Annotated in this window: 21 protein-coding genes and 1 other annotated feature; of the genes, 14 read left to right on the top strand and 7 right to left on the bottom strand. The window is 51.2% G+C overall.

The genetic code is table 11. The features are described from left to right. The first annotated feature begins 76 nt into the window (after positions 1–76). Entirely contained in the window at positions 77–778 is a 702-nt protein-coding gene (locus B4923_RS16975; RefSeq protein WP_109055547.1) for a response regulator, read from the top strand. 53 nt (positions 779–831) lie between these two features. On the opposite strand, the gene B4923_RS16970 is transcribed toward B4923_RS16975, so the two are convergent. After that, a complete protein-coding gene (locus B4923_RS16970; protein WP_109055569.1) occupies positions 832–1,659 on the bottom strand; it encodes an SDR family oxidoreductase in 828 nt (275 codons plus the stop codon). A 233-nt stretch (positions 1,660–1,892) separates the two neighbouring features. Here B4923_RS16970 and hisL point away from each other — a divergent pair, with 233 nt between their 5' ends. The 9 genes from hisL (at position 1,893) to hisIE (ending at position 9,199) form a co-directional block, all read left to right on the top strand. Further along, positions 1,893–1,940, top strand: coding sequence for a his operon leader peptide (gene hisL, locus B4923_RS16965; protein WP_106389040.1), 48 nt, complete (start codon positions 1,893–1,895; stop codon positions 1,938–1,940). Then, positions 1,916–2,036 (top strand) — a sequence feature (His leader region). It overlaps the preceding gene by 25 nt. A gap of 55 nt (positions 2,037–2,091) precedes the next feature. Continuing rightward, positions 2,092–2,991 (top strand): ATP phosphoribosyltransferase, encoded by a 900-nt coding sequence (gene hisG / locus B4923_RS16960; RefSeq protein ID WP_109055546.1) that lies wholly within the window; start codon positions 2,092–2,094, stop codon positions 2,989–2,991. 5 nt (positions 2,992–2,996) lie between these two features. Next, positions 2,997–4,334 carry a histidinol dehydrogenase gene (gene hisD / locus B4923_RS16955; protein ID WP_425428645.1) on the top strand — a complete coding sequence of 446 codons (1,338 nt, stop codon included), beginning with the start codon at positions 2,997–2,999 and terminating at the stop codon, positions 4,332–4,334. Continuing rightward, positions 4,331–5,401, top strand: a complete 1,071-nt coding sequence (hisC, locus tag B4923_RS16950) for a histidinol-phosphate transaminase (RefSeq protein WP_109055544.1) — start codon at positions 4,331–4,333, stop codon at positions 5,399–5,401. Before hisD ends, hisC begins: the two co-directional genes overlap by 4 nt. 15 nt (positions 5,402–5,416) lie before the next feature. Then, positions 5,417–6,484 (top strand): bifunctional histidinol-phosphatase/imidazoleglycerol-phosphate dehydratase HisB, encoded by a 1,068-nt coding sequence (gene hisB / locus B4923_RS16945; protein WP_109055543.1) that lies wholly within the window; start codon positions 5,417–5,419, stop codon positions 6,482–6,484. After that, the gene (gene hisH, locus B4923_RS16940; RefSeq protein ID WP_109055542.1) at positions 6,484–7,074 is read left to right on the top strand and encodes an imidazole glycerol phosphate synthase subunit HisH; all 591 of its coding nucleotides are present in this window, start codon (positions 6,484–6,486) and stop codon (positions 7,072–7,074) included. The genes hisB and hisH overlap by 1 nt, the downstream gene beginning before the upstream one ends. A gap of 6 nt (positions 7,075–7,080) precedes the next feature. Further along, a complete protein-coding gene (gene hisA / locus B4923_RS16935; RefSeq protein WP_109055541.1) occupies positions 7,081–7,818 on the top strand; it encodes a 1-(5-phosphoribosyl)-5-[(5-phosphoribosylamino)methylideneamino]imidazole-4-carboxamide isomerase in 738 nt (245 codons plus the stop codon). Next, positions 7,800–8,576, top strand: a complete 777-nt coding sequence (gene hisF, locus B4923_RS16930; RefSeq protein ID WP_109055540.1) for an imidazole glycerol phosphate synthase subunit HisF — start codon at positions 7,800–7,802, stop codon at positions 8,574–8,576. Before hisA ends, hisF begins: the two co-directional genes overlap by 19 nt. Next, the gene (gene hisIE / locus B4923_RS16925; RefSeq protein ID WP_109055539.1) at positions 8,570–9,199 is read left to right on the top strand and encodes a bifunctional phosphoribosyl-AMP cyclohydrolase/phosphoribosyl-ATP diphosphatase HisIE; all 630 of its coding nucleotides are present in this window, start codon (positions 8,570–8,572) and stop codon (positions 9,197–9,199) included. Before hisF ends, hisIE begins: the two co-directional genes overlap by 7 nt. Before the next feature lie 180 nt (positions 9,200–9,379). Here the strand turns inward: hisIE and B4923_RS16920 are convergent, their stop codons facing one another. From B4923_RS16920 to serC, 6 genes are all read right to left on the bottom strand, one after another. Beyond that, positions 9,380–10,978 (bottom strand): methyl-accepting chemotaxis protein, encoded by a 1,599-nt coding sequence (locus B4923_RS16920; RefSeq protein ID WP_109055538.1) that lies wholly within the window; start codon positions 10,976–10,978, stop codon positions 9,380–9,382. A gap of 316 nt (positions 10,979–11,294) precedes the next feature. After that, on the bottom strand, positions 11,295–11,606 hold the full coding sequence (gene ihfB, locus B4923_RS16915) for an integration host factor subunit beta (protein WP_281261844.1): 312 nt from the start codon (positions 11,604–11,606) through the stop codon (positions 11,295–11,297). Between the two features lie 61 nt (positions 11,607–11,667). After that, positions 11,668–13,341 carry a 30S ribosomal protein S1 gene (rpsA, locus tag B4923_RS16910; protein WP_109055568.1) on the bottom strand — a complete coding sequence of 558 codons (1,674 nt, stop codon included), beginning with the start codon at positions 13,339–13,341 and terminating at the stop codon, positions 11,668–11,670. Positions 13,342–13,460: 119 nt separating this feature from the next. Beyond that, positions 13,461–14,138: a (d)CMP kinase gene (gene cmk / locus B4923_RS16905; protein WP_109055536.1), complete on the bottom strand. Its 678-nt coding sequence runs from the start codon at positions 14,136–14,138 to the stop codon at positions 13,461–13,463. A 172-nt stretch (positions 14,139–14,310) separates the two neighbouring features. Then, the gene (gene aroA / locus B4923_RS16900; RefSeq protein ID WP_109055567.1) at positions 14,311–15,597 is read right to left on the bottom strand and encodes a 3-phosphoshikimate 1-carboxyvinyltransferase; all 1,287 of its coding nucleotides are present in this window, start codon (positions 15,595–15,597) and stop codon (positions 14,311–14,313) included. Between the two features lie 89 nt (positions 15,598–15,686). Beyond that, the gene (gene serC, locus B4923_RS16895) at positions 15,687–16,772 is read right to left on the bottom strand and encodes a 3-phosphoserine/phosphohydroxythreonine transaminase (RefSeq protein ID WP_109055535.1); all 1,086 of its coding nucleotides are present in this window, start codon (positions 16,770–16,772) and stop codon (positions 15,687–15,689) included. A gap of 290 nt (positions 16,773–17,062) precedes the next feature. Here serC and ycaO point away from each other — a divergent pair, with 290 nt between their 5' ends. The 4 genes from ycaO to pflA all read left to right on the top strand — a co-directional run bounded on the left by ycaO (position 17,063) and on the right by pflA (position 23,586). Further along, positions 17,063–18,826, top strand: coding sequence for a 30S ribosomal protein S12 methylthiotransferase accessory factor YcaO (gene ycaO, locus B4923_RS16890; protein WP_109055534.1), 1,764 nt, complete (start codon positions 17,063–17,065; stop codon positions 18,824–18,826). 465 nt (positions 18,827–19,291) lie between these two features. Continuing rightward, positions 19,292–20,149, top strand: coding sequence for a formate transporter FocA (focA, locus tag B4923_RS16885; RefSeq protein WP_109055533.1), 858 nt, complete (start codon positions 19,292–19,294; stop codon positions 20,147–20,149). 64 nt (positions 20,150–20,213) lie between these two features. Then, a complete protein-coding gene (pflB, locus tag B4923_RS16880) occupies positions 20,214–22,496 on the top strand; it encodes a formate C-acetyltransferase (protein ID WP_109055532.1) in 2,283 nt (760 codons plus the stop codon). A gap of 349 nt (positions 22,497–22,845) precedes the next feature. After that, positions 22,846–23,586, top strand: coding sequence for a pyruvate formate lyase 1-activating protein (gene pflA / locus B4923_RS16875; protein ID WP_109055531.1), 741 nt, complete (start codon positions 22,846–22,848; stop codon positions 23,584–23,586). Positions 23,587–23,665 lie beyond the last annotated feature (79 nt).

Raw genomic sequence — 23,665 nt, 5'->3', positions numbered from 1 at the left:
GCCAACGCACATGCAGCTTGAAGTATGACGAGTATATTTCAAGCTGATGGGTATGACACTAACAGGGATTCAGAGAATGATGCACACTGATAATTTCGATGTCTTAATCGTTGAAGATGAGAAAAGGCTGGCAAATATTCATGCTGAATTTATTGAAAAAAATTTCGGCTTACGCGTCGTTGGCATCGCCGCGACGCTGTCGGACGCCAAAAGATTACTGCAACAACATAAGCCCCGCCTGATTCTGCTGGATAATTATCTGCCGGACGGAGAAGGCGTTTCGCTCATTGAGAGCGAATGGCTCAAAGGGCTTAATTGCTCGGTGATTTTCATCACTGCCGCCAGCGATATGAACACCTGCGCCCAGGCAATCCGCTGTGGCGCGTTTGACTATATCATCAAACCCGTGTCCTACCCGCGGTTACGCTCATCGCTGGAGCGCTTTATTCAGTTTGTCAAAACCCAGCACACATACAAGTTTGTCGACCAGCAAAACGTCGATATTCTCTACCAGTTGCAATCCTCTGGATCAGCGGCGGGTTCTGCCGGCAAAGGCATCGAAGAAAATACGCTGGGCCTGATTCGGCAGATTTTTATCAATAACGACGAAGACCTGCTCTATTCCGTGGATGATGTGGTCGCGAAAACCGGCTTAAGTAAAACGACCGCGCGTCGCTATCTGGAATATTGCGTGGAAAGCCACTTTCTCGATATCGAAATGCGCTATGGAAAAATTGGGCACCCTCGACGGTTATACCGCAAAAAACCGACTGAATAACCGACACGCCCGGCCACCCTGGCGATCCCAGGGTAATAAAATAGCCGGTTTGGTTAATTCAGCGGCATCGTCATCGGGTCGGGGTATTGATATTCAAACCCGAGCTCATGACAAATGCGCTGTCCATCAACCAGACGCCCCGGAGCATTATTGTCGTCCGCAACGAACTGCGGCGGAGGCAGATTCAATTTGCGAGCCTGATCGGGATAGTAGTCACGTTTGGCAGGATGTTCCAGCGCGCAAAGGTTATAAAGATGTCCGCCATGCGGTCGTTTCAGCAAGAGTTGAATGGCCGACATCACATCTTCCTGATGAACCAGATTCACGCCCTGAGAGCCGTCACGCAATCCCGTTTTCCCCGCCAGAAAACGCCCTGGATGACGCTCTCCGCCAACCAGTCCCGCCAGGCGCAGAATATCCACCGAAGTATCAGGCAAGTGTTGCAACCATTGCTCAAGCGCTACCAGCACTTTACCTGCGGTAGTGACAGGGTTGAGCGGCGAGTTTTCTTTTACCGTCCCTGCGGTGCTGCCATAAACAGACGTTGAACTGGTAAAAATAATGCGAGGCACATGAAAAACGCGAGCCATATTGACCAATTGCTGCACCGCCCGGGCATAACTTTCCCCGCCTTGCGCAGTTCGACTGACCGGAAGCGTTATAATAAGCACATCCACCTGCAATAACGCACTCAGTTCATTGGCATCACATTCCAGTTCGGGAGTAAGCAGAAGCGGGTAACATTCGATGCCGCTCATCCGGGCGGCTTCCACGCCATCAATCGTCGTTTTACTGCCGACGACCTGATAGCCTTGCCCATTCAGCGCCAGTGCCAGCGGCATACCCAACCACCCTAATCCGATAATCGCCACTTTTTTCATCATTTGCTCTCCCAGATAAGGAATCCCCTAACTTGGGTCATCGAGAATGTATAGCCAAGATAGCTTTACTATAATATCGCTTCAGAAGGTAATGCTGATTTCTTTTTAATTTTTCCAAACATTCGCCCTTGCCGACCTTCCCCTATTCAGTAAAAAAGTGTTGCATACACACCCGCACATGGTTTAGGTTATCCGACAGGCAGTATTACACTGGTACAACCAAGAGACATTTTATGACACGCGTTCTGTTTAACCACCATCATCACCATCATCCTGACTAGTCTTTCAGGCGATTGGTGCTGGAAGACGTTCAGATCTTCCAGTGGCGCAGAACGAAAAGAGAGCCCTCGGAAGATCACTTCCGAGGGCTTTTTTATTTGGCCCGCGTTTTTGAAAATAAGTATTTAATTTGACAGGTTAATAGAGGTTTCCATGCTGGATAAAACACGTTTACGGATAGCAATGCAAAAGTCAGGTCGTCTGAGTGACGATTCACGCGAACTGTTGGCACGTTGTGGTATTAAAATCAATTTACATCAACAACGTCTTATCGCTTTTGCTGAAAACATGCCGATTGATATTCTGCGCGTCCGCGATGATGATATCCCTGGTCTGGTCATGGATGGTGTTGTCGATTTGGGTATTATCGGTGAAAACGTTCTGGAAGAAGAGCTGCTTAACCGCCGCGCTCAAGGCGAAGACCCACGCTACTTTACGCTGCGTCGTCTGGATTTTGGGGGGTGTCGTTTGTCTCTGGCCATGGCGCTGGACGAAGAATACACCGGTCCGCAATGCCTGCAAAACAAACGTATTGCGACCTCCTACCCTCACCTGCTCAAGCAATATCTCGATCGTCAATCCATCAGTTTCAAATCCTGCCTGCTGAATGGCTCCGTTGAAGTCGCGCCACGAGCCGGATTGGCAGACGCCATCTGCGATCTGGTATCGACCGGTGCAACACTGGAAGCGAACGGCCTGCGCGAAGTCGAGGTTATCTACCGTTCCAAAGCCTGCCTGATTCAGCGCGATGGTGAAATGTCCGCCGATAAGCAGGAATTGATTGATAAATTACTGACGCGTATGCAGGGCGTAATTCAGGCTCGTGAATCAAAATATATTATGCTGCATGCGCCAAGCGAGCGCCTGGACGACGTTATTTCATTATTACCGGGCGCCGAACGCCCCACCATTCTGCCGCTGGCCGGCGATCAAAGCCGCGTCGCCATGCACATGGTCAGTAGCGAAACCCTGTTCTGGGAAACCATGGAAAAACTCAAATCACTCGGCGCCAGTTCAATTCTGGTATTGCCGATTGAAAAAATGATGGAGTAATGTCGATGCCCAACAACACGCCCAATACCAATACAACCGGCAGCTTCAATACGCTCATCGATTGGCAGAACTGCTCGGTTGCGGAACAACGCCAATTGCTGACGCGCCCGGCTATCTCCGCATCAGATCGCATCACCAGTATCGTCAACGATATTCTGGCAAATGTGAAACGCAGCGGTGACCGCGCATTACGCGAATATAGCGCGACGTTCGATAAAGTTCAGGTTGACGCTATCCGCGTTTCCAGGGAAGAAATCGCTGCCGCGTCAGCCCGTCTGAATGAAGAGGTAAAACAGGCAATGGCGGTGGCCGTGCGCAATATTGAAACCTTCCACAATGCGCAGAAACTCCCCACTGTTGACGTTGAAACTCAGCCCGGCGTGCGCTGTCAGCAACTCACTCGCCCGATAGCCACCGTCGGTTTGTATATTCCGGGGGGGTCGGCCCCCCTGCCGTCAACGGTGCTCATGCTGGGTACGCCAGCGCGCATCGCCGGTTGCAAACGCGTCGTCTTATGTTCACCGCCGCCGATTGCCGATGAGATCCTGTATGCCGCTCAACTATGCGGAATTCAGGAAGTGTTCCAGCTCGGCGGCGCGCAAGCGATTGCCGCCATGGCTTTCGGCACGGAAAGCGTACCTAAAGTAGATAAAATATTTGGTCCTGGTAACGCCTATGTCACGGAAGCCAAACGTCAGGTCAGCCAACAACTTGATGGCGCGGCGATTGATATGCCGGCCGGCCCTTCTGAGGTGCTGGTGATCGCCGATAGCGGCGCCACACCGGCATTCGTGGCGGCCGATTTACTCTCGCAGGCTGAACACGGCCCGGACTCACAGGTTATCCTGCTGACGCCTGATGCGGCCATGGCCAAAGCCGTTGCCGACGCGGTAGAGCAACAGCTCATCCAGCTTTCTCGTGCCGGGATTGCCCGTCAGGCATTATCCAGCAGTCGCGTTATTGTCGCCCGCGATTTGGCGCAATGTATTGAAATCAGTAACCAATATGGTCCTGAACATTTGATTATCCAGACGCGTAACGCGGAATCGCTGGTCGATAGCATTACCAGCGCGGGTTCCGTATTTCTGGGGGACTGGTCGCCTGAATCTGCGGGCGACTATGCGTCAGGCACCAACCACGTGTTGCCGACCTACGGTTACACGTCGACCTATTCCAGTCTGGGATTGGCTGACTTCCAGAAGCGTATGACGGTGCAACAGTTGACCCCACAGGGATTGCTGCAACTGGCGCCGACCATTGAGACGCTGGCACAGGCTGAACAACTTACCGCACACAAAAATGCCGTCACTCTCCGTGTCGCCGCGCTGAAGGAGCAAGCATGAATATTGAAGAACTGGCTCGCGCCAATGTTCGCGCCCTGACGCCTTACCAGTCGGCGCGCCGACTGGGAGGCAATGGCGATGTCTGGTTGAATGCCAACGAGTACCCGGAGGCCCCGGAATTTCAACTGACGTTGCAGACGCTGAACCGCTACCCTGAGTGTCAGCCGACGACCGTGATAAACCGCTATGCGGAATATGCCGGCGTGCAGCCGGAGCAGGTTTTGGTCAGCCGCGGCGCGGACGAAGGGATTGAGCTGCTGATTCGCGCGTTCTGCGAACCCGGCAAAGATGCCATTATGTTCTGTCCGCCGACCTACGGCATGTATGCCGTCAGTGCGGAGACTTTTGGCGTTGAACGCCGCACCGTCGACAGCAAACCCGACTGGCGGTTGGATCTGGACGCCATTGCCGCACAGCTGGACGGCGTTAAAGTCATCTATGTTTGCAGCCCGAACAATCCGACCGGCAATCTGATCCCCCAGGATGAATTACGTCAACTGCTCGCGCTGGCGCAGGGTAAAGCCCTGGTTGTTATTGATGAAGCCTATATCGAATTCAGCCCTCAGGCGACAACCGCCGGCTGGCTGGAAGCGTACCCGCATCTGGTTATTCTGCGTACCTTATCAAAAGCCTTTTCTCTTGCGGGTCTGCGCTGCGGTTTTACGCTGGCTAACGCCGATCTCATCCAGCTACTGCTGAAGGTGATCGCCCCTTACCCGCTGTCTACCCCGGTCGCCGATATCGCTGCGCAGGCACTGAGTCAGGAGGGGATCGCCAAAATGAAAGCGCGGGTGGCGGAAATCACTGAGAACCGGGCATGGTTCAGTCAGGCCCTGGAAAACATCGCCTGTGTTGAAAAAGTTTATCCCAGCGAAAGTAATTATCTGCTGGTTCGCTTTACCGCCGCGCCTTCTGTGTTTAAAACGCTATGGGATCAGGGCATTATCCTGCGAGATCAAAATAAGCAACCCGGACTTGCCGGTTGCTTGCGCATTACTATCGGCAACCGTTATGAATGTGAGCGCGTGATCGGCGCGTTACAATCATTACCCGGCATCAACGCTTAATCCTAAGGAGCCAATGTGAGCCAGAAATACCTCTTTATTGACCGTGACGGAACATTGATTGCTGAACCTCCTGAGGATTTTCAGGTTGACCGACTGGATAAACTGGCACTTGAACCCGACGTGATCCCGTCGCTGCTGGCGCTGCAAAAAGCGGGCTATACGCTGGTGATGATCACCAATCAGGATGGTCTGGGAACCGCCAGGTTTCCGCAGGAAACCTTCGATCCGCCGCACAATCTGATGATGCAGATTCTGACTTCTCAAGGTATTCACTTTGAGGAAATTCTGATTTGCCCTCACCTGCCGGCCGACAATTGCGAGTGCCGTAAACCCAAAACCGCGTTGGTGACGAAATATCTGCAAGATGGCGTGATGGACCTAACCCACAGTTATGTCATCGGGGATCGGGAAACCGATTTGCAACTGGCGCAAAACATGGACATTACCGGATTACGGTATCAGCGCGAAACCCTGAGCTGGCAGGAAATCACCCACCAGTTGACGAAACGCGATCGTCAGGCGCATGTTAACCGCGTGACGCGTGAAACGGCCATCGACGTTAACGTCTGGCTGGATCAGGAAGGCAACAGCAAAATCAATACCGGCGTCGGCTTTTTCGACCACATGCTGGATCAAATCGCCACCCACGGCGGTTTCCGTATGCAAATCGACGTCAAAGGCGATCTGTATATTGACGATCACCACACCGTAGAAGATACCGGACTCGCACTGGGTGAAGCGTTGAACAAGGCGCTGGGAGACAAACGCGGCATCGGTCGTTTTGGTTTCGTTCTGCCGATGGATGAATGTCTGGCGCGCTGCGCGCTGGATATCTCCGGACGTCCGCATCTGGAATACAAAGCCGAGTTCAGCTACCAGCGCGTGGGCGATTTAAGCACGGAAATGGTAGAACACTTTTTCCGTTCACTGTCCTATGCCATGGGATGTACTCTGCACCTGAAAACCAAAGGACGTAACGATCACCACCGGGTGGAGAGTCTGTTCAAAGTCTTTGGCCGGGCGCTGCGCCAGGCTATCCGCGTAGAAGGCGATACGCTGCCGAGTTCTAAAGGGGTGCTGTAATGAAGGTCGTCATTCTGGATACCGGTTGCGCCAACCTCTCTTCGGTTACCTATGCCGTGCAACGTCTGGGCTACCATCCGGTTGTCAGCCGTGAAGCCGAAATTGTGCTGCACGCCGATAAGTTGTTTCTGCCCGGTGTAGGCACCGCGCAGGCGGCCATGAATCAGTTGGCTGAACGCAATCTGATCGACCTCATCAAAGCCTGTACCCAGCCGGTACTCGGTATTTGTCTGGGTATGCAGTTGCTCGGTACCTCCAGCGATGAAAACGGCGGTATTCAAACGCTGGGCATCGTTGATGAACCCGTGAAACTCATGCTCGACCATGGGCTGCCGTTACCACATATGGGCTGGAATCAGGTGACCCCGCAGGCCGGACATCGCTTATTCCGCGATATCGACGACGGCGCCTATTTCTATTTCGTACACAGCTATGCCATGCCGGTCTGCGCCAATACCATTGCCCAGACCCTCTATGGCGAAGCGTTTACCGCGGCGGTGGAAAAAGACAACTTCTTTGGCGTCCAATTCCACCCTGAACGCTCTGGCGCCGCCGGCGCTCAGTTGCTGAAAAACTTTCTGGAGATGTAAATCGTCATGATTATTCCCGCATTGGATCTGATTGACGGGCAGGTTGTCCGTTTACATCAGGGCGATTATGGTCAACAGCGTCAGTACGGCAGCGATCCGTTGCCACGGTTACAGGATTATCAGCAGCAAGGCGCGCAGGTTTTACATCTGGTTGACCTGACCGGCGCCAAAGACCCTGCCGCACGCCAGATCCCTCTGCTTAAAAAATTGCTGGCGGGCGTTGATGTCCCGGTACAGGTGGGTGGCGGTATCCGTAATGAACAAGACGTTGAAGCGCTGCTGGAAGCCGGCGCCCGCCGTGTGGTGATCGGTTCCACCGCCGTCAAAGAGCCGGCCCGCGTACAGCAGTGGTTCACCCGCTATGGCGCCGAAGCGCTGGTTCTCGCATTGGATGTTCGTATTGATGCCGATGGCGTCAGACAGGTGGCGATCAGTGGATGGCAGGAAAATTCCAATGCGACGCTTGAGCAAATCGTCGAGCAATATCTGCCCTTCGGATTGAAGCATGTGCTGTGCACCGATATTTCCCGTGATGGCACGCTAAGCGGCTCGAATGTCGGGCTTTATCGTGAAATCAGCCAGCGCTACCCGCAAGTCGCCTTCCAGGCTTCCGGTGGCATCGGCAACCTGACTGACATCGCCAATCTGCGCACCAGCGGCGTTCAGGGCGTCATCGTCGGACGTGCGCTGCTGGAAGGTAAATTTAACGTAGCGGAGGCTATTTCATGCTGGCAAAACGGATAATCCCTTGTCTGGACGTGCGTAACGGGCAGGTTGTTAAAGGCATACAATTTCGCAATCACGAAATCATCGGCGATATCGTCCCGCTGGCGCAGCGTTATGCTCAGGAAGGCGCTGACGAACTGGTATTTTACGATATCACCGCGTCATCTGACGGACGCGTTGTCGATAAGAGCTGGGTATCCCGCGTAGCGGAAGTTATCGACATCCCTTTCTGTGTTGCTGGCGGAATTAAAAGCGTCGAAGAAGCAGGACAAATTCTCTCTTTCGGCGCGGATAAAATCTCCATCAATTCGCCTGCGCTGGCCGATCCTGAATTAATAACCCGGTTGGCCGATCGTTACGGTGTACAGTGTATCGTTGTCGGCATTGATACCTGGCATGATGCCGCCACTGACCGCTATCACGTCAATCAATACACGGGCGATGAAGCGCGGACCAAAGTCACGACCTGGGAAACGCTGGACTGGGTTGAAGAAGTGCAAAAGCGTGGCGCAGGTGAAATTGTCCTGAACATGATGAATCAGGATGGGGTGCGCAATGGGTATGATTTGCACCAGCTAAATCTGGTACGTCGTGTTTGCAACGTCCCGCTCATCGCTTCCGGCGGTGCGGGTACCATGGAGCATTTTCTGGATGCCTTCCAGACGGCTCACGTTGATGGCGCACTGGCTGCCTCAGTGTTTCATAAGCAGATCATTAATATTGGTGAACTAAAACAATATCTTAAACAACAAGGCGTGGAGATTCGGGTGTGTTAAGTGACCAACCTTTTTTAAACGACGAACAAAGAAACCAACTTGATTGGGAAAAAACGGATGGAATGCTGCCTGTAGTGGTGCAACATGCCGTCTCCGGTGAAGTATTGATGTTGGGATATATGAATCAGGACGCGCTGAAAGCGACCGAAGAAAGCGGTAAAGTGACGTTCTTTTCACGAACCAAACAGCGGTTATGGACAAAAGGCGAATCTTCCGGTCATTTTCTGAACGTGGTGTCCATCACGCCTGACTGTGATAACGATACCCTGCTGATTCTGGCCAATCCCATCGGGCCTACCTGTCATCTGGGCAACAGCAGCTGTTTCTCACCAGCCGCCAGCGACTGGGCATTCCTCTATCAGTTGGAACAGCTCATTGCCGAGCGCAAACATGCCGATCCAACCAGCTCTTACACCGCTCGTCTCTATGCCAGCGGCACCAAGCGCATTGCGCAAAAAGTCGGCGAGGAAGGTCTGGAAACGGCGCTGGCTGCGACCGTGCACGATCGCGAAGAGTTGACCAATGAAGCGGCCGACCTTATGTACCATCTGCTGGTTCTGTTGCAGGATCAAGATTTATCGCTTGCCGCCATCATTAACCGTTTACGCGAACGGCATAAATAACAGGCTGTCGTCGTCGATTGGCCCTGGATCTGTATGGGGCATTTTCGGCATCCGGTGCCGGTGGGACAGAAGTTGAGTCCCCCGACGCCGACAGTATAACGCTTTTCCTCGTGATATCTCTCTTACTATCTATTCCTTGATGGTATGAAAGAGTCGCTAAGGGGAAAAGCTTTTCATTCGCTAATGTTGCCCAATCGCGATCGCCGGTGGTAAAGCCGTCTGATCGTCAAGCTTAAAGGCGGCCATCGCCAGCACCAGTTGCCGTGACTGCTCTTCAAGAGAGCGCGTTGCCGTCGCGGACTCTTCCACCAGGGCGGCATTCTGCTGCGCCACCTCCTCCATCTGGTTTACCGCGATGTTAATCTGATCGATACCGTGGCTTTGTTCCTGAGATGAATGGGAAATCTCCCTCATCAATACGTTGACGTTAAGGATTTGTTCCGCGATGGTGGACATGGTTTCGCTGGCCCGGGCCGCCAGATGAGTACCTTCACTGACGCGCAAATTGGAATCGCTAATCAGGGAATGAATCTCTTTCGCTGCCTGCGCACTGCGCTGAGCCAACGTCCGCACCTCGTTAGCCACCACGGCAAAACCCCGTCCCTGTTCTCCGGCGCGGGCGGCCTCAACAGCCGCATTCAGAGCGAGGATATTGGTCTGAAAAGCAATGCCGTCAATGACGCCAAGAATACCGGCAATGCTGTTCGCGCTACGAGATATCTCCTGCATTTTTTCCATTACATCACGTACCACAGTACTACCCTGATTCGCGATATCAGCCACGTTTTCCGTCAGTTCATGCCCTTGCTGAGCGTTGTCCGCGTTGTGTTTAACCGTAGCGGTCAACTGTTCCATACTGGCGGCAGTCTGTTCCAGCGAAGAGGCAGAGACTTCAGTCCGGCGCGATAGATCGTCGTTTCCCAGGGCTAACTCACGGCTACCCACATCAATTTGCAGACAGGCATCGCGCACATGAGAAACGGACGCGACCAGCGATTGCCGCATCGCGCGCAGAGCGGCATTTAACCGCCCCAGTTCGTTGTTACCAGCGGGAGGCAGCGCCTGTGTCAGGTCGCCAGATGAGACAAACTCCAAATGGTGAATCGCGGTATTGAGCGGATTAAGCAGCATTCTTCTCAGCACCACCCAGGAAAAAATGATCAGCAGCACGACCAGCAGGCAGCACAAGCCAATAAGCATAATCATTTGCTTTCGATCATTGCCGGCCTGAGTCACCAGTTCAATACCCATTTGCTGTGCATAATCGAAAAACGCTTTATTCGCCTTATCAAACTCGGTTCCCAGCGGTCGCAGCTGGTTCTCAATCAAATGATAATACGTCTGGGCATCCTGCCGGTTCAGGGCCTCCAGCATCGGGGCAATTCCCTGCTCATAATAATTCTGGTAGGCCTGGTTAATCTCATTCGCCAGTATTTCTCCTTGCCCCCTCCCTTTGGTTGCCGTAAAAAAACGCTGCAAATCCTCTTTCGCCGCGTTGGAATACTGAGCGGCCCGCCCCGCTGCCGCTGCCGCCTCCTCCGGCCGATCCGTTTCCATAGCGCGCACGGCAAGCGAAGCGACGACACGAATACGCTGCATGTTAGTATTGCTGCTGGACAGATTTCCTAATTCAATCCCCTGAATCAGATTCACCGAATTGAGAGAATGGTAGCTTTTGTTAATAGCAATAATTCCCATCCCGCTAACACACAATAATAACGAAGCCATAAGGGCTAATAAAAACAGTAACCCGGTACGAATAGATATTTTTTTTAACATAATAGCACCTGTTTAGATCTGTTTAGACGTGGACTTACTCAAGGAGGGGGTTAGCAAGATCATCGACGAAATAGGGAATAACTTTAATTTAATAATTACAAATGAATAACCTGCGGGGATTAGGGATTAGGGATTAGGGATTAGGGATTAGGGATTAGGGATTAGGGCAAGTTAACGCGCGCTTATTGCCTATACCAGAAAATAAGATCGTCAAATTTGGATATACTCAGGATAACCGTGCCGCCAATGCAAAAAAATGGCGCCTTTTCAGGCGCCATTCTATAAACAATCTTGCAAGCAATACTACAGATAAAAATTAACCGTAGATATTGGCGCGGTCGCGCAATTCCTTACCTGGTTTAAAGTGAGGGACGTACTTACCTTCCAACTCAACTTTTTCGCCCGTCTTAGGATTACGACCAACGCGCGGTGCACGGTAGTGAAGTGAAAAACTGCCGAACCCACGGATCTCAATACGATCACCTTCAGCCAGCGTAGTGGCCATCTGTTCGAGCATCTCTTTCACTGCATCCTCAACCGCTTTGGCTGGGATATGAGATTGCTGTCCAGCAAGTCTTTCAATAAGTTCAGACTTGGTCATAGTTCCTCCAAGTACATGGTTATGAATAACCACGATAACTTACTACCGCTCCAAGAATGAGCGACCGAAGTCGCTCACTCCACCGTTATTACTCGCCTTTTGCTGCCTTGAACGCTTCAGCCATAGCGCTAGAGAAATTGCCTTCTTCCTGCTTGTTATTCACAGTAGCGATAGCATCTTTCTCGTCAGCTTCGTCTTTAGCACGAACAGACAGGCTGACAACGCGGTTCTTGCGATCAACACCGGTATATTTCGCTTCAACGCTGTCACCAACGTTCAGCACCAGAGTTGCATCTTCAACGCGGTCGCGTGAAGCTTCAGAAGCGCGCAGGTAGCCTTCAACACCGTCAGCTAATTCAACTGTAGCACCTTTGGCGTCAACAGCGGTAACTTTACCAGTAACAATAGCACCTTTCTTGTTTACAGACAGGTAGTTATTGAACGGGTCTTCAGCCAGTTGTTTCACACCCAGGGAGATACGTTCGCGCTCTGCATCAACCTGCAATACAACCGCGGCGATTTCGTCACCTTTCTTGTATTCGCGAACGGCTTCTTCGCCAGCTACGTTCCAGGAGATGTCGGACAGGTGAACCAGACCGTCGATGCCGCCATCCAGACCGATGAAGATACCGAAATCAGTAATGGACTTGATCTTACCTTCAACGCGGTCGCCTTTGTTGTGGGTTTCAGCGAATTGCTGCCACGGGTTGGCTTTGCATTGTTTCAGACCCAGAGAAATACGACGACGTTCTTCGTCGATATCCAGCACCATCACTTCTACGACATCGCCAACGTTGACAACTTTGGACGGATGAATGTTTTTGTTGGTCCAATCCATTTCGGATACGTGTACCAGACCTTCAACGCCTTCTTCGATTTCAACGAAGCAGCCGTAGTCAGTCAGGTTGGTCACGCGGCCAGTCAGACGAGTGCTTTCCGGGTAACGCTTGGCGATAGCGACCCATGGATCTTCGCCCAGCTGTTTCAGGCCCAGGGAAACACGAGTGCGCTCGCGGTCGAATTTCAGCACTTTAACCGTGATTTCATCGCCCACATTGACGATTTCGCTCGGATGTTTAACACGTTTCCAAGCCATATCAGTGATATGCAGCAGGCCGTCAACGCCACCCAGATCAACGAATGCACCGTAGTCGGTAAGGTTCTTAACGATACCCTTAACTTCCATGCCTTCCTGCAGGTTTTCCAGCAGTTGATCGCGTTCAGCGCTGTTTTCAGATTCAATAACTGCACGGCGGGAAACAACAACGTTGTTGCGTTTCTGATCCAGCTTGATAACTTTGAACTCAAGCTCTTTGCCTTCCAGATGCAGCGTGTCACGTACCGGACGAACGTCTACCAGAGAACCTGGCAGGAACGCGCGAATGCCGTTCAGCTCAACAGTGAAACCACCCTTAACTTTACCGTTGATAACACCGGTAACCGTTGCAGCTTCTTCGTAAGCTTTTTCCAGCATCAGCCATGCTTCATGACGTTTAGCTTTCTCACGAGACAACAGCGTTTCACCGAAGCCGTCTTCAACAGCGTCCAGCGCTACGTCTACTTCATCGCCAACCTGAATTTCCAGTTCGCCCTGTGCGTTTTTGAATTGCTCTACCGGAATGGCGGATTCAGATTTCAGACCGGCGTCAACCAGTACGACATCTTTATCAATAGCAACCACAACACCACGAACGATGGAACCAGGACGGGTTTCGATTTCTTTCAGGGATTCTTCAAAGAGTTGAGCAAAAGATTCAGTCATGTTGATAATCTTAGGAGTCTTTAATTTAACGTCCATCTGGCGTCCTGCTCGATGGGGTTGTTTAACATGCCCCGCTGTGCGTCCTTACAGCGAGGTAAAAATTCGGTTATATGCGATCGTTACGCTAAAACTTCACGGGCATAAGCCAGTGCGCGCGCAATCACTTCATCAATCGTCATTCCCGTCGAATCCAGCACCAATGCGTCAGCAGCAGGCACTAAAGGCGCGACGGCCCGATTACGGTCACGGTCATCCCGTTCCCTTATCTCGGATAAAAGACGTTCAAAGTTAACACTAAAGCCCTTCTCCTGCAACTGTAGCATGCGTCGTTGCGCGCGTTCTTCTGCGCTTGCATCCAGGAAGATCTTCACCGGCGCGTCCGGAAACACGACGGTTCCCATGTCGCGACCATCGGCAATCAGCCCCGGCGCTTCGCGAAAAGCGCGCTGCCGACGCAATAATGCTTCACGAACCCGGGGAAACGCCGCGGCCTGGGAGGCCGTATTACCTACTGTTTCAGTGCGGATTTCATTGCTGACATCCTCACCTTCTAGAATCACTTTCAGCAGCCCGTCTTCTGAAATAAAGCGAACATCCAGATGAGAAGCCAATGGAACCAGCGCCTCTTCCGAACCAATATCCACCTGATGGTGTAAAGCAGCCAGGGCCAGAACACGATAAATCGCCCCTGAATCCAGTAAATTCCACTGTAAAGCTTCTGCCAGCGCTTTGCACAACGTACCTTTACCTGCGCCACTCGGTCCGTCAACCGTAATCACCGGTGCAGTCACCGCCATCTTTCTCTCCTTTACACTGGGAAATCCCGTTGATGTCGTTTTAGACATTACGGTGCTTCATTATACGCATCAATGACGAGAAAGGTTATATCGACGGGAAAAATAAGACTGCGCCTGATCTTGTCGGAACGGACATTCGGAAAGAATCAGGCCCGATTTCCGGGCCTGTTTATTATGGCTGTACGCTTAGGCGAGCCAGTTGTTCAAAATAGTCCGGGAACGTCTTGGCCGTACATTTTGGATCAAGAATGGTGACCGGTGTATCAGACAGGGCGACCAAAGAAAAGCACATAGCCATCCGGTGATCGTTATAGGTGCCGATTTCCGCAAACTTCAGCGCGGCTGGCGGCGTGATGCGAATATAATCCTCACCCTCTTCAACCTCGGCGCCGACTTTACGCAATTCAGTCGCCATGGCGGTCAGGCGATCGGTCTCTTTGACCCGCCAGTTGTATATATTGCGCAGCGTCGTGGTTCCGCCCTGAGCAAATAACGCCGTGGTCGCGATGGTCATGGCGGCATCCGGGATATGGTTCATATCCATATCAATGGCATGGAGTTCGCCACGTTGGCATTCGATATAGTCATCCCCCCAGCGGATCTGCGCGCCCATTTTTTCCAGCACATCGGCAAAACGGATATCCCCCTGCACACTCCCACGGCCTACGCCGGTGACACGCACAGTCCCCCCTTTAATTGCCGCGGCGGCCAGAAAATAAGACGCAGAAGAGGCATCCCCCTCCACCAGATAATCCCCCGGAGAACGGTATTGCTGGCGGCCGATCACCGAGAATCGCTGGTAGTTCTCATTGCGTACGTCAATGCCGAACGTTTTCATCATGTGCAACGTGATATCGATATACGGCCTGGAAACCAGATCGCCCTGAATGCTGATCTGTGTGTCCTGTGCCGCCAGTGGCGCCATCATCAGAAGTGCGGTGAGAAACTGACTGGAAACACTGCCATCAACGCTGATTTCGCCGCCCCGGAAGCCGCCGCGCAAGCGCAGGGGCGGATAATTTTCCTGTTCGAGATAATCAATTTTCGCGCCGCCCTGACGTAACGCATCAACCAGGTGCCCAATCGGACGTTCTTTCATCCGCGGCTCACCCGTCAGCACGATATCGCCTTCGCTCAGGCAAAGGGCCGCCGCCAATGGGCGCATCGCCGTTCCGGCATTCCCCAGAAACAGTTCGGTAGGTTGGGATGATTTCAATACGCCAGCCAGACCGGTAATTTCACACTGCGTGCGATCGGCAGAAAGCTGATAGTTCACACCCAATGTTTTCAACGCATTCAGCATGTGGCGAACATCGTCGCTATCCAGCAGGTTGGTCAGCCGGGTGGTTCCTTCAGACAAGGCGGCCAGTAAAAGCGCGCGATTTGATACGCTTTTTGAACCCGGGAGGTTAAGCGTGCCGTTAATCAGTTTAATAGGCTGTAGAGTCAGGGATTCCAGCATGTGAAACATATTCTCCAATCGTGAACACAAAAACCCCGGTTTAGCCGGGGTTTTCAAAAAAGCAGGCGTTGGACGCCATTAGACCATTAACCGTGGCGACGCTCAAAGTCAGCCATGAAATCGGTCAGTGCTTTGACGCCTTCAATTGGCATTGCGTTGTAGATGGAGGCGCGCATACCACCAACCACACGGTGTCCTTTCAACGCGTGCAGTCCCGCAGTCTGGGCTTCCTCAAGGAACACCTTATCCAGCGCGGCATCGGCCAGCAGGAACGGCACGTTCATACGGGAGCGGTTGGCTGGTGCGACATCATTACGATAGAAATTACTGTTATCAATGGCGCCGTAAAGCAGATTCGCCTTATCCTTATTGCGTTTTTCCATTTCCACCAGGCCGCCCTGCTCTTTCAGCCATTTGAAGACCATACCAGAGAGATACCAGGCAAATGTCGGCGGGGTGTTAAACATGGAAGCATTATCAGCCAGAATCTGATAATTGAGGATAGAAGGCAATTCACGACGCGCGTTACCCAGCAAATCGTCACGCACGATGACCAGCGTCAACCCCGCCGGGCCAACGTTCTTCTGCGCCCCTGCGTAAATGACGCCATAACGACTGACATCAATAGGACGAGACAGGATGCTGGATGAATAGTCCGCCACGACAATCTTGTCGCCGAAGTCAGGCATTTCTTCAATCGCCACACCATCAATGGTTTCATTCGGGCAATAGTGCACGAAAGCGGAATCATCAGACAATTGCCATTCGCTCATCGGCTTCACGCCGCGCAAGTCGTCCACGCGGGTTTTTACATCAATGATATTGGGAGTACAGTATTTTTCTGCTTCATTAATCGCGCTGTGCGCCCAGTAACCACCGTCGATGTAATCTGCGTGAGATTTATCCCCCAGCAGATTGAGCGGAACAGCAGCGAACTGCGCCCGGGCTCCGCCATGACAAAACAGGACTTTATAGTTGGAGGGAATTTTCAGCAGATCGCGCAGATCTTGTTCGGATTCGACCGCAACCTGCATAAATTCTTTACTACGGTGGCTGATTTCCATTACCGATGTACCCAGCCCATGCCAGTTACATAATTCCTGCTCAGCCCGACGTAATACTTCAACCGGCAGCATCGCTGGACCGGCGCTAAAATTAAAAACCTGAGTCATTTCCCCTCACCACATCTGAAAAATAGCGACTGTTTTATCACAAGTGTTATAAACACGCGGGTTATAAACCCACCGCGCTAGACGCACTGTTTTACCCTGCTATCGGTTTTATCACTCGTCACTCGCGGCTGCAACGCTTATTGCTCTCTATCATACAAAACACGTTGGCAAATAAAACGCCATGTTACCGGACAAACACTCTCTGTTATCAAAGTGTTTAGAATAAATAGAGTCCGAGTTAAAAAGCCCGTATTATGCACCTCCTGTTAATACATACCTAAGTGGAAACCATGACCCAAACATTTATCCCAGGAAAAGACGCCGCCCTGGAAGACTCCATCGCCCGTTTTCAACAACAGCTCCAAGACCTGGGGTTCAACATCGAAGAAGCCTCATGGCTGAACCCGGTGCCAAATGTCTGGTCCGTGCATATTCGCGATCGTGAATGTCCACTGTGTTTTACCAATGGCAAAGGCGCCAGCAAGAAAGCCGCACTGGCTTCGGCGTTAGGGGAATACTTCGAGCGGCTGTCGACCAACTATTTTTTTGCCGATTTCTACCTGGGCAAAACCATTGCGAATGGTGAATTCGTTCATTATCCGAATGAAAAATGGTTCCCGATCCCTGCGGATGATTCGCTGCCTGAAGGTATTCTGGATACCCGCCTGCGTGAGTTCTACGATCCGCAACAAGAGCTGAGCGCCAGTAACCTGATCGACCTGCAATCCGGCAACGACGCGCGCGGCATTTGCGCCCTGCCGTTTACCCGTCAGTCCGACCAGCAAACCGTTTATATTCCGATGAACATCATCGGCAATCTTTATGTTTCCAACGGTATGTCGGCAGGAAACACCGCCAATGAAGCCCGCGTTCAGGGGCTGTCAGAGGTTTTTGAGCGCAGTATTAAAAACCGTATCATTGCCGAATCCATTAGCCTGCCGGAAATTCCGCAAGACGTATTGAACCGCTATCCTGGCGTTGTGGAAGCGATTGCCACGCTGGAAAAAGAAGGCTTCCCGATTTTCGCTTACGATGCATCGCTGGGTGGAAAATATCCGGTTATTTGCGTTGTACTATTTAACCCGGCCAACGGCACCTGTTTCGCTTCGTTCGGGGCGCATCCTGATTTTGGCGTCGCGCTTGAGCGTACCGTGACCGAACTGTTACAAGGCCGCGGCCTGAAAGATCTGGACGTTTTCACCCCGCCGACATTCGACGACGAAGAAGTCGCCGAACACGCGAATCTGGAAACCCATTTTATCGACTCAAGCGGTCTGATTTCCTGGGATATGTTCAAAAACCAGGCCGACTATGCGTTCGTTGACTGGAGTTTCAGCGGCACCACCGAAGAAGAATTTGCCATACTGATGGCCATTTTCCAGCAGGAAGGTAAAGAAGTTTACATCGCTGACTATGAACACCTGTCCGTTTACGCTTGTCGCATACTGGTTCCTGGTATGTCAGATATTTATCCTGCCGAAGATCTGCTGTTAGCGAACAACAGCATGGGGGCACACCTGCGCGAAACGCTACTTGCCCTGCCTGACAGCCAATGGGAAAAAGAAGCATATCTGGCGTTGATCCAGCGACTGGATGACGAAGGCTTTGATGACTTCACCCGCGTGCGCGAACTATTGGGTATCGCAACCGGCAAGGATAACGGCTGGTTCACGCTGCGTGTCGGCGAGCTGAAAGCGATGCTGGCACTGGCAGGCGGCGATCTGGAGCAAGCATTAATCTGGACCGAATGGACACAGGATTTCAACGATTCTGTCTTTACGGCATCACGCAGCAATTATTATCGTTGCCTGCAAACACTCTTGCTTTTGGCGATGGAACCTGAGCGCGACTCCACCGAATATTATGATGCTTTTGTCAAAATGTACGGACGTGAAACGGTCGATGCCGCCAGTGCCGCCATCAATGGCGAGCAAAGTTTCTACGGCCTTTTCGCAGTGGATGATGACTTCACTACCTTACCCGCCCACCAGTCTCTGCTGGCCGCTTACGAGAAGCTGCAACAGGCGAAACGCCGGTATTGGCAGATCAAATAATACGGCTATTCGCCGATGGACAATAACAAAGGCGGCAGCGACAACAGCGCTCCACGCGCTTATTTAACCTTGCCATAATTTATCAAAAAGACTTAAATAGCCCTTATTTTACAAGGGCTATTTTTATTGATAAAACGTATTTTTCTGACAATAAGGCACATAAAAGACATATTGTTATTAAACGGTAAATATTTAATTAAATTACATCAACCAGAGGGTACTTAAAATACACAAAACATTATTTTCATTAACGCTAAATCGGGTGGTAGCCCCCTTTATCTTCAAATCTTTTTGTAAAGTTTAAAATATTTTTTCTTTTTAATAATCAATAATTTAATCAGTAAAAAGCCCTTTCCTGATGCACTGGAGCACCGACCAGTTTAGCGCAACATGATCCACGTCAATTTTTGCCGTATACTGCTTTGTTAGTATCTCAACGCTGATAATTTTTAAGAGAGAGTTAGTGTGAAAGCTGACAACCCCTTTACGCTATTACTACCGGCCGCAATGGCAAAAGTCGCCGAAGATGCCGGTGTCTATAAAGCAACGAAGCATCCGTGGACAACCTTTTATTTAGCAATTACTGCGGGCGTTTTTATTTCGATTGCCTTTGTCTTTTATATTACCTCTACTACCGGTACGGCGACGATACCTTTTGGCATCGCCAAATTGATCGGTGGTATTTGTTTCTCTCTGGGGTTAATGCTGGTCGTCGTTTGTGGCGCAGACTTATTCACTTCTACCGTACTGATCGTCATTGCCAAAGCCAGTGGACGTATCACCTGGAAGCAACTAGCCTGTAATTGGATCAATGTCTATATCGGTAACCTGTTTGGCGCACTGTTTTTTGTTGCTCTGATCTGGTTCTCTGGCGAACATATGGTCTCTAATGGCGCATGGGGGCTCAACGTCCTGCAAACGGCGGAACACAAGCTTGAGCACACATTTGTCGAAGCGCTGTGTCTGGGGATTCTGGCAAACCTGATGGTCTGTCTGGCCGTGTGGATGAGCTATTCCGGCCGCACCCTTACCGACAAAATGTTTGCGATGATTTTACCAGTCGCCATGTTTGTCGCCAGTGGTTTTGAGCACAGTATCGCGAATATGTTCATGATTCCCATGGGGATCGTAATCAAAAACTTCGCAGCACCAGAATTCTGGCATGCCATCGGCATGGTGCCATCTCAGTTTGAGCATTTAACCGTCAGCCATTTCATTACCGCTAATCTGATCCCTGTAACCATTGGGAACATCATCGGTGGTGGTTTACTGGTAGGATTAACATACTGGGTAATTTATTTGCGCGGTGAAGACAAGCACTAAGGTGCTATTGACCGCAACACGCAACATCGGGTTCTAAGAAATCCATATCAAAGGTAGGTGTAAAATGACCGAGCTGAATGAAAAATTGGCCAACGCATGGCAAGGTTTTAGCAAAGGTGAATGGCAGGATGGAGTTAACGTTCGTGACTTCATTCAGAAAAACTACACGCCGTATGAAGGTGATGAGTCTTTCCTGGCTGGCGCCACCAAAGCGACTTCTTCGCTGTGGGACAGCGTTATGGAAGGGATCAAACAGGAAAACCGTACACACGCGCCTGTTGATTTTGATACCAACGTTGCTGCAACCATCGTTTCCCACGATGCCGGCTACATCAATAAAAGCCTGGAAAAAATTGTTGGTTTACAAACTGATGCTCCGCTGAAACGCGCCCTGATCCCATTTGGCGGCATCAAAATGGTTGAAGGTTCCTGTAAGGTTTATGGCCGTGAACTGGATCCTCAACTGAAAAAAATCTTCACCGAATACCGTAAAACGCACAACCAGGGCGTTTTTGATGTCTATACCCCTGACATCCTGCGTTGTCGTAAATCAGGCATTCTGACTGGTCTTCCTGATGCTTATGGCCGTGGTCGTATCATCGGTGACTACCGCCGCGTAGCGCTGTACGGCATCGACTACCTGATGAAAGACAAGTTCGCTCAGTTCACTTCTCTGCAATCCAAACTGGAAAACGGTGAAGATCTGGAAGCGACCATTCGTCTGCGTGAAGAAATTGCCGATCAGCATCATGCACTGAACCAAATCAAAGAAATGGCCGCCAAATACGGTTGTGACATTTCTGGCCCGGCAACGACTGCGCAAGAAGCGGTACAGTGGACCTACTTCGGCTATCTGGCCGCGGTTAAATCGCAGAACGGTGCGGCGATGTCCTTCGGTCGCGTATCCACCTTCCTGGATATCTACTTCGAACGCGATCTGAAAGCTGGCAAAATCACTGAAGAAGACGCTCAGGAACTGATTGACCACCTGATCATGAAACTGCGTATGGTTCGTTTCCTGCGTACGCCTGAATATGATGAACTGTTCTCTGGTGACCCGATTTGGGCAACCGAATCTCTGGCTGGTATGGGTCTTGATGGCCGTACGCTGGTAACCAAAAACAGCTTCCGTTTCCTGAACACCCTGTACACGATGGGGCCGTCTCCGGAACCGAACATGACCATTCTGTGGTCTGAAAAACTGCCGCTGAGCTTTAAAAAATACGCAGCTAAAGTGTCCATCGATACTTCTTCTCTGCAATACGAGAATGATGACCTGATGCGCCCTGACTTCAACAATGATGACTATGCCATTGCTTGTTGCGTAAGCCCAATGGTCGTTGGTAAGCAAATGCAGTTCTTCGGCGCCCGCGCCAACCTGGCGAAAACCATGCTGTATGCCATCAACGGCGGCGTGGACGAAAAAATGAAAATGCAGGTTGGTCCGAAATCTGAACCGATCAAAGGCGATTTGCTGGACTTTGACGAAGTGATGGAACGTATGGATCACTTCATGGATTGGCTGGCTAAACAGTATGTCACCGCGCTGAACATCATCCACTACATGCATGATAAGTACAGCTACGAAGCATCACTGATGGCTCTGCACGATCGTGACGTATTCCGTACGATGGCATGTGGTATCGCAGGTCTGTCTGTTGCTGCCGACTCCTTGTCCGCCATCAAGTACGCCAAAGTTAAACCAATCCGTGACGAAGACGGTCTGGCGATTGACTTTGATATCGAAGGCGAATATCCGCAGTTCGGTAACAACGATGCTCGCGTCGATGAACTGGCTTGCGATCTGGTTGAACGTTTCATGAAGAAAATTCAGAAACTGAATACCTATCGCGGTGCGACGCCAACTCAGTCTGTTCTGACCATCACTTCCAACGTGGTATATGGTAAGAAAACAGGTAACACCCCTGACGGGCGTCGTGCTGGCGCGCCATTCGGCCCAGGCGCCAACCCGATGCACGGTCGTGACCAGAAAGGTGCGGTTGCCTCACTGACATCCGTTGCCAAACTGCCGTTTGCCTACGCGAAGGATGGTATTTCCTATACCTTCTCAATCGTGCCAAACGCACTGGGTAAAGATGATGATGTTCGTAAAGCCAACCTGGCTGGGCTGATGGATGGTTACTTCCACCATGAAGCCAGCATCGAAGGCGGTCAGCATCTGAACGTTAACGTGATGAACCGTGAAATGCTGCTTGATGCCATGGAAAACCCGGAAAAATATCCGCAGTTGACCATCCGCGTATCTGGTTATGCAGTGCGTTTCAACTCACTGACTAAAGAACAGCAGCAAGATGTGATTACTCGTACTTTCACTCAGTCAATGTAAGTTTCCCTGACTGTCTGAAAGGGCGTAAAATAAAGGCTCCACGACTGTGGGGCCTTTTTCTCACCTTTCAGATCGTGACCTAAAACGGATCAACCGGTAGCAACCATAGCGTAACGATAACCACAGTATGCAGACTGCCTCGTTAACCCTATAATATTAAACCTGTTTTGCCAGCCCGCTACGCGTCCTATCACAGCAATGATGTGGATGGCTGGCAAAACAGATTCGACACAGCATCAAGCCAATGGACGTGCGCTGTCAGGCTTACTGACAGGATAGCCGTCTAACGACTTATGACTGCGCTCATAAAGACCGCTATTGATCGGTCAAACTTGGAGAAAACCTCGCAATGTCAACAATCGGTCGCATCCACTCTTTTGAATCCTGCGGTACCGTTGATGGTCCCGGAATTCGCTTCATTGTGTTCTTTCAAGGCTGCCTGATGCGTTGCCTGTATTGTCACAATCGGGATACCTGGGATACGCACGGTGGCAAAGAAATTACTGTCGAAGAGTTGATGAAAGAGGTCGTGACCTATCGGCATTTTATGAATGCATCCGGCGGCGGCGTGACGGCTTCAGGTGGGGAAGCGATTCTACAGGCGGAGTTCGTGCGCGACTGGTTCCGGGCCTGTCGGGAAGAAGGCATTAATACCTGTCTGGATACGAATGGCTTTGTACGTCGTTATGAGCCGGTTATTGATGAGTTACTGGACGTTAGCGATCTTGTCATGCTCGATCTGAAACAGATGAACGACGATATTCACCAGAATCTGGTGGGCGTATCAAATCATCGAACGCTGGACTTCGCCCGTTATCTGGCAAAACGTAATCAGCGTACCTGGATCCGCTATGTTGTTGTTCCGGGCTGGTCTGACGATGACAAATCTGCCCATATGCTGGGTGAATTCACAAAAGATATGTCCAATATCGAAAAAATCGAATTACTGCCCTATCACGAACTCGGCAAGCATAAATGGATAGCCATGGGCGAAGAATACAAACTGGACGGCGTCAAACCGCCCAAGGCCGATACGATGGATCGCGTCAAAGCGATTTTAGAAGGCTACGGACATAAGATCATGTACTGATGCGATAATGGTGTCGCCCTCTTTTCAGAAGGCCGGCTCTCCCCTGCATTGCCCCGCAGTTGAAGCTGGCCAGCGCTCT

It is taken from the genome of Brenneria roseae subsp. americana, assembly GCF_003115815.1.
GTDB lineage: Bacteria > Pseudomonadota > Gammaproteobacteria > Enterobacterales > Enterobacteriaceae > Brenneria > Brenneria roseae.
This window is presented reverse-complemented; position numbering and strand designations above follow the sequence as displayed.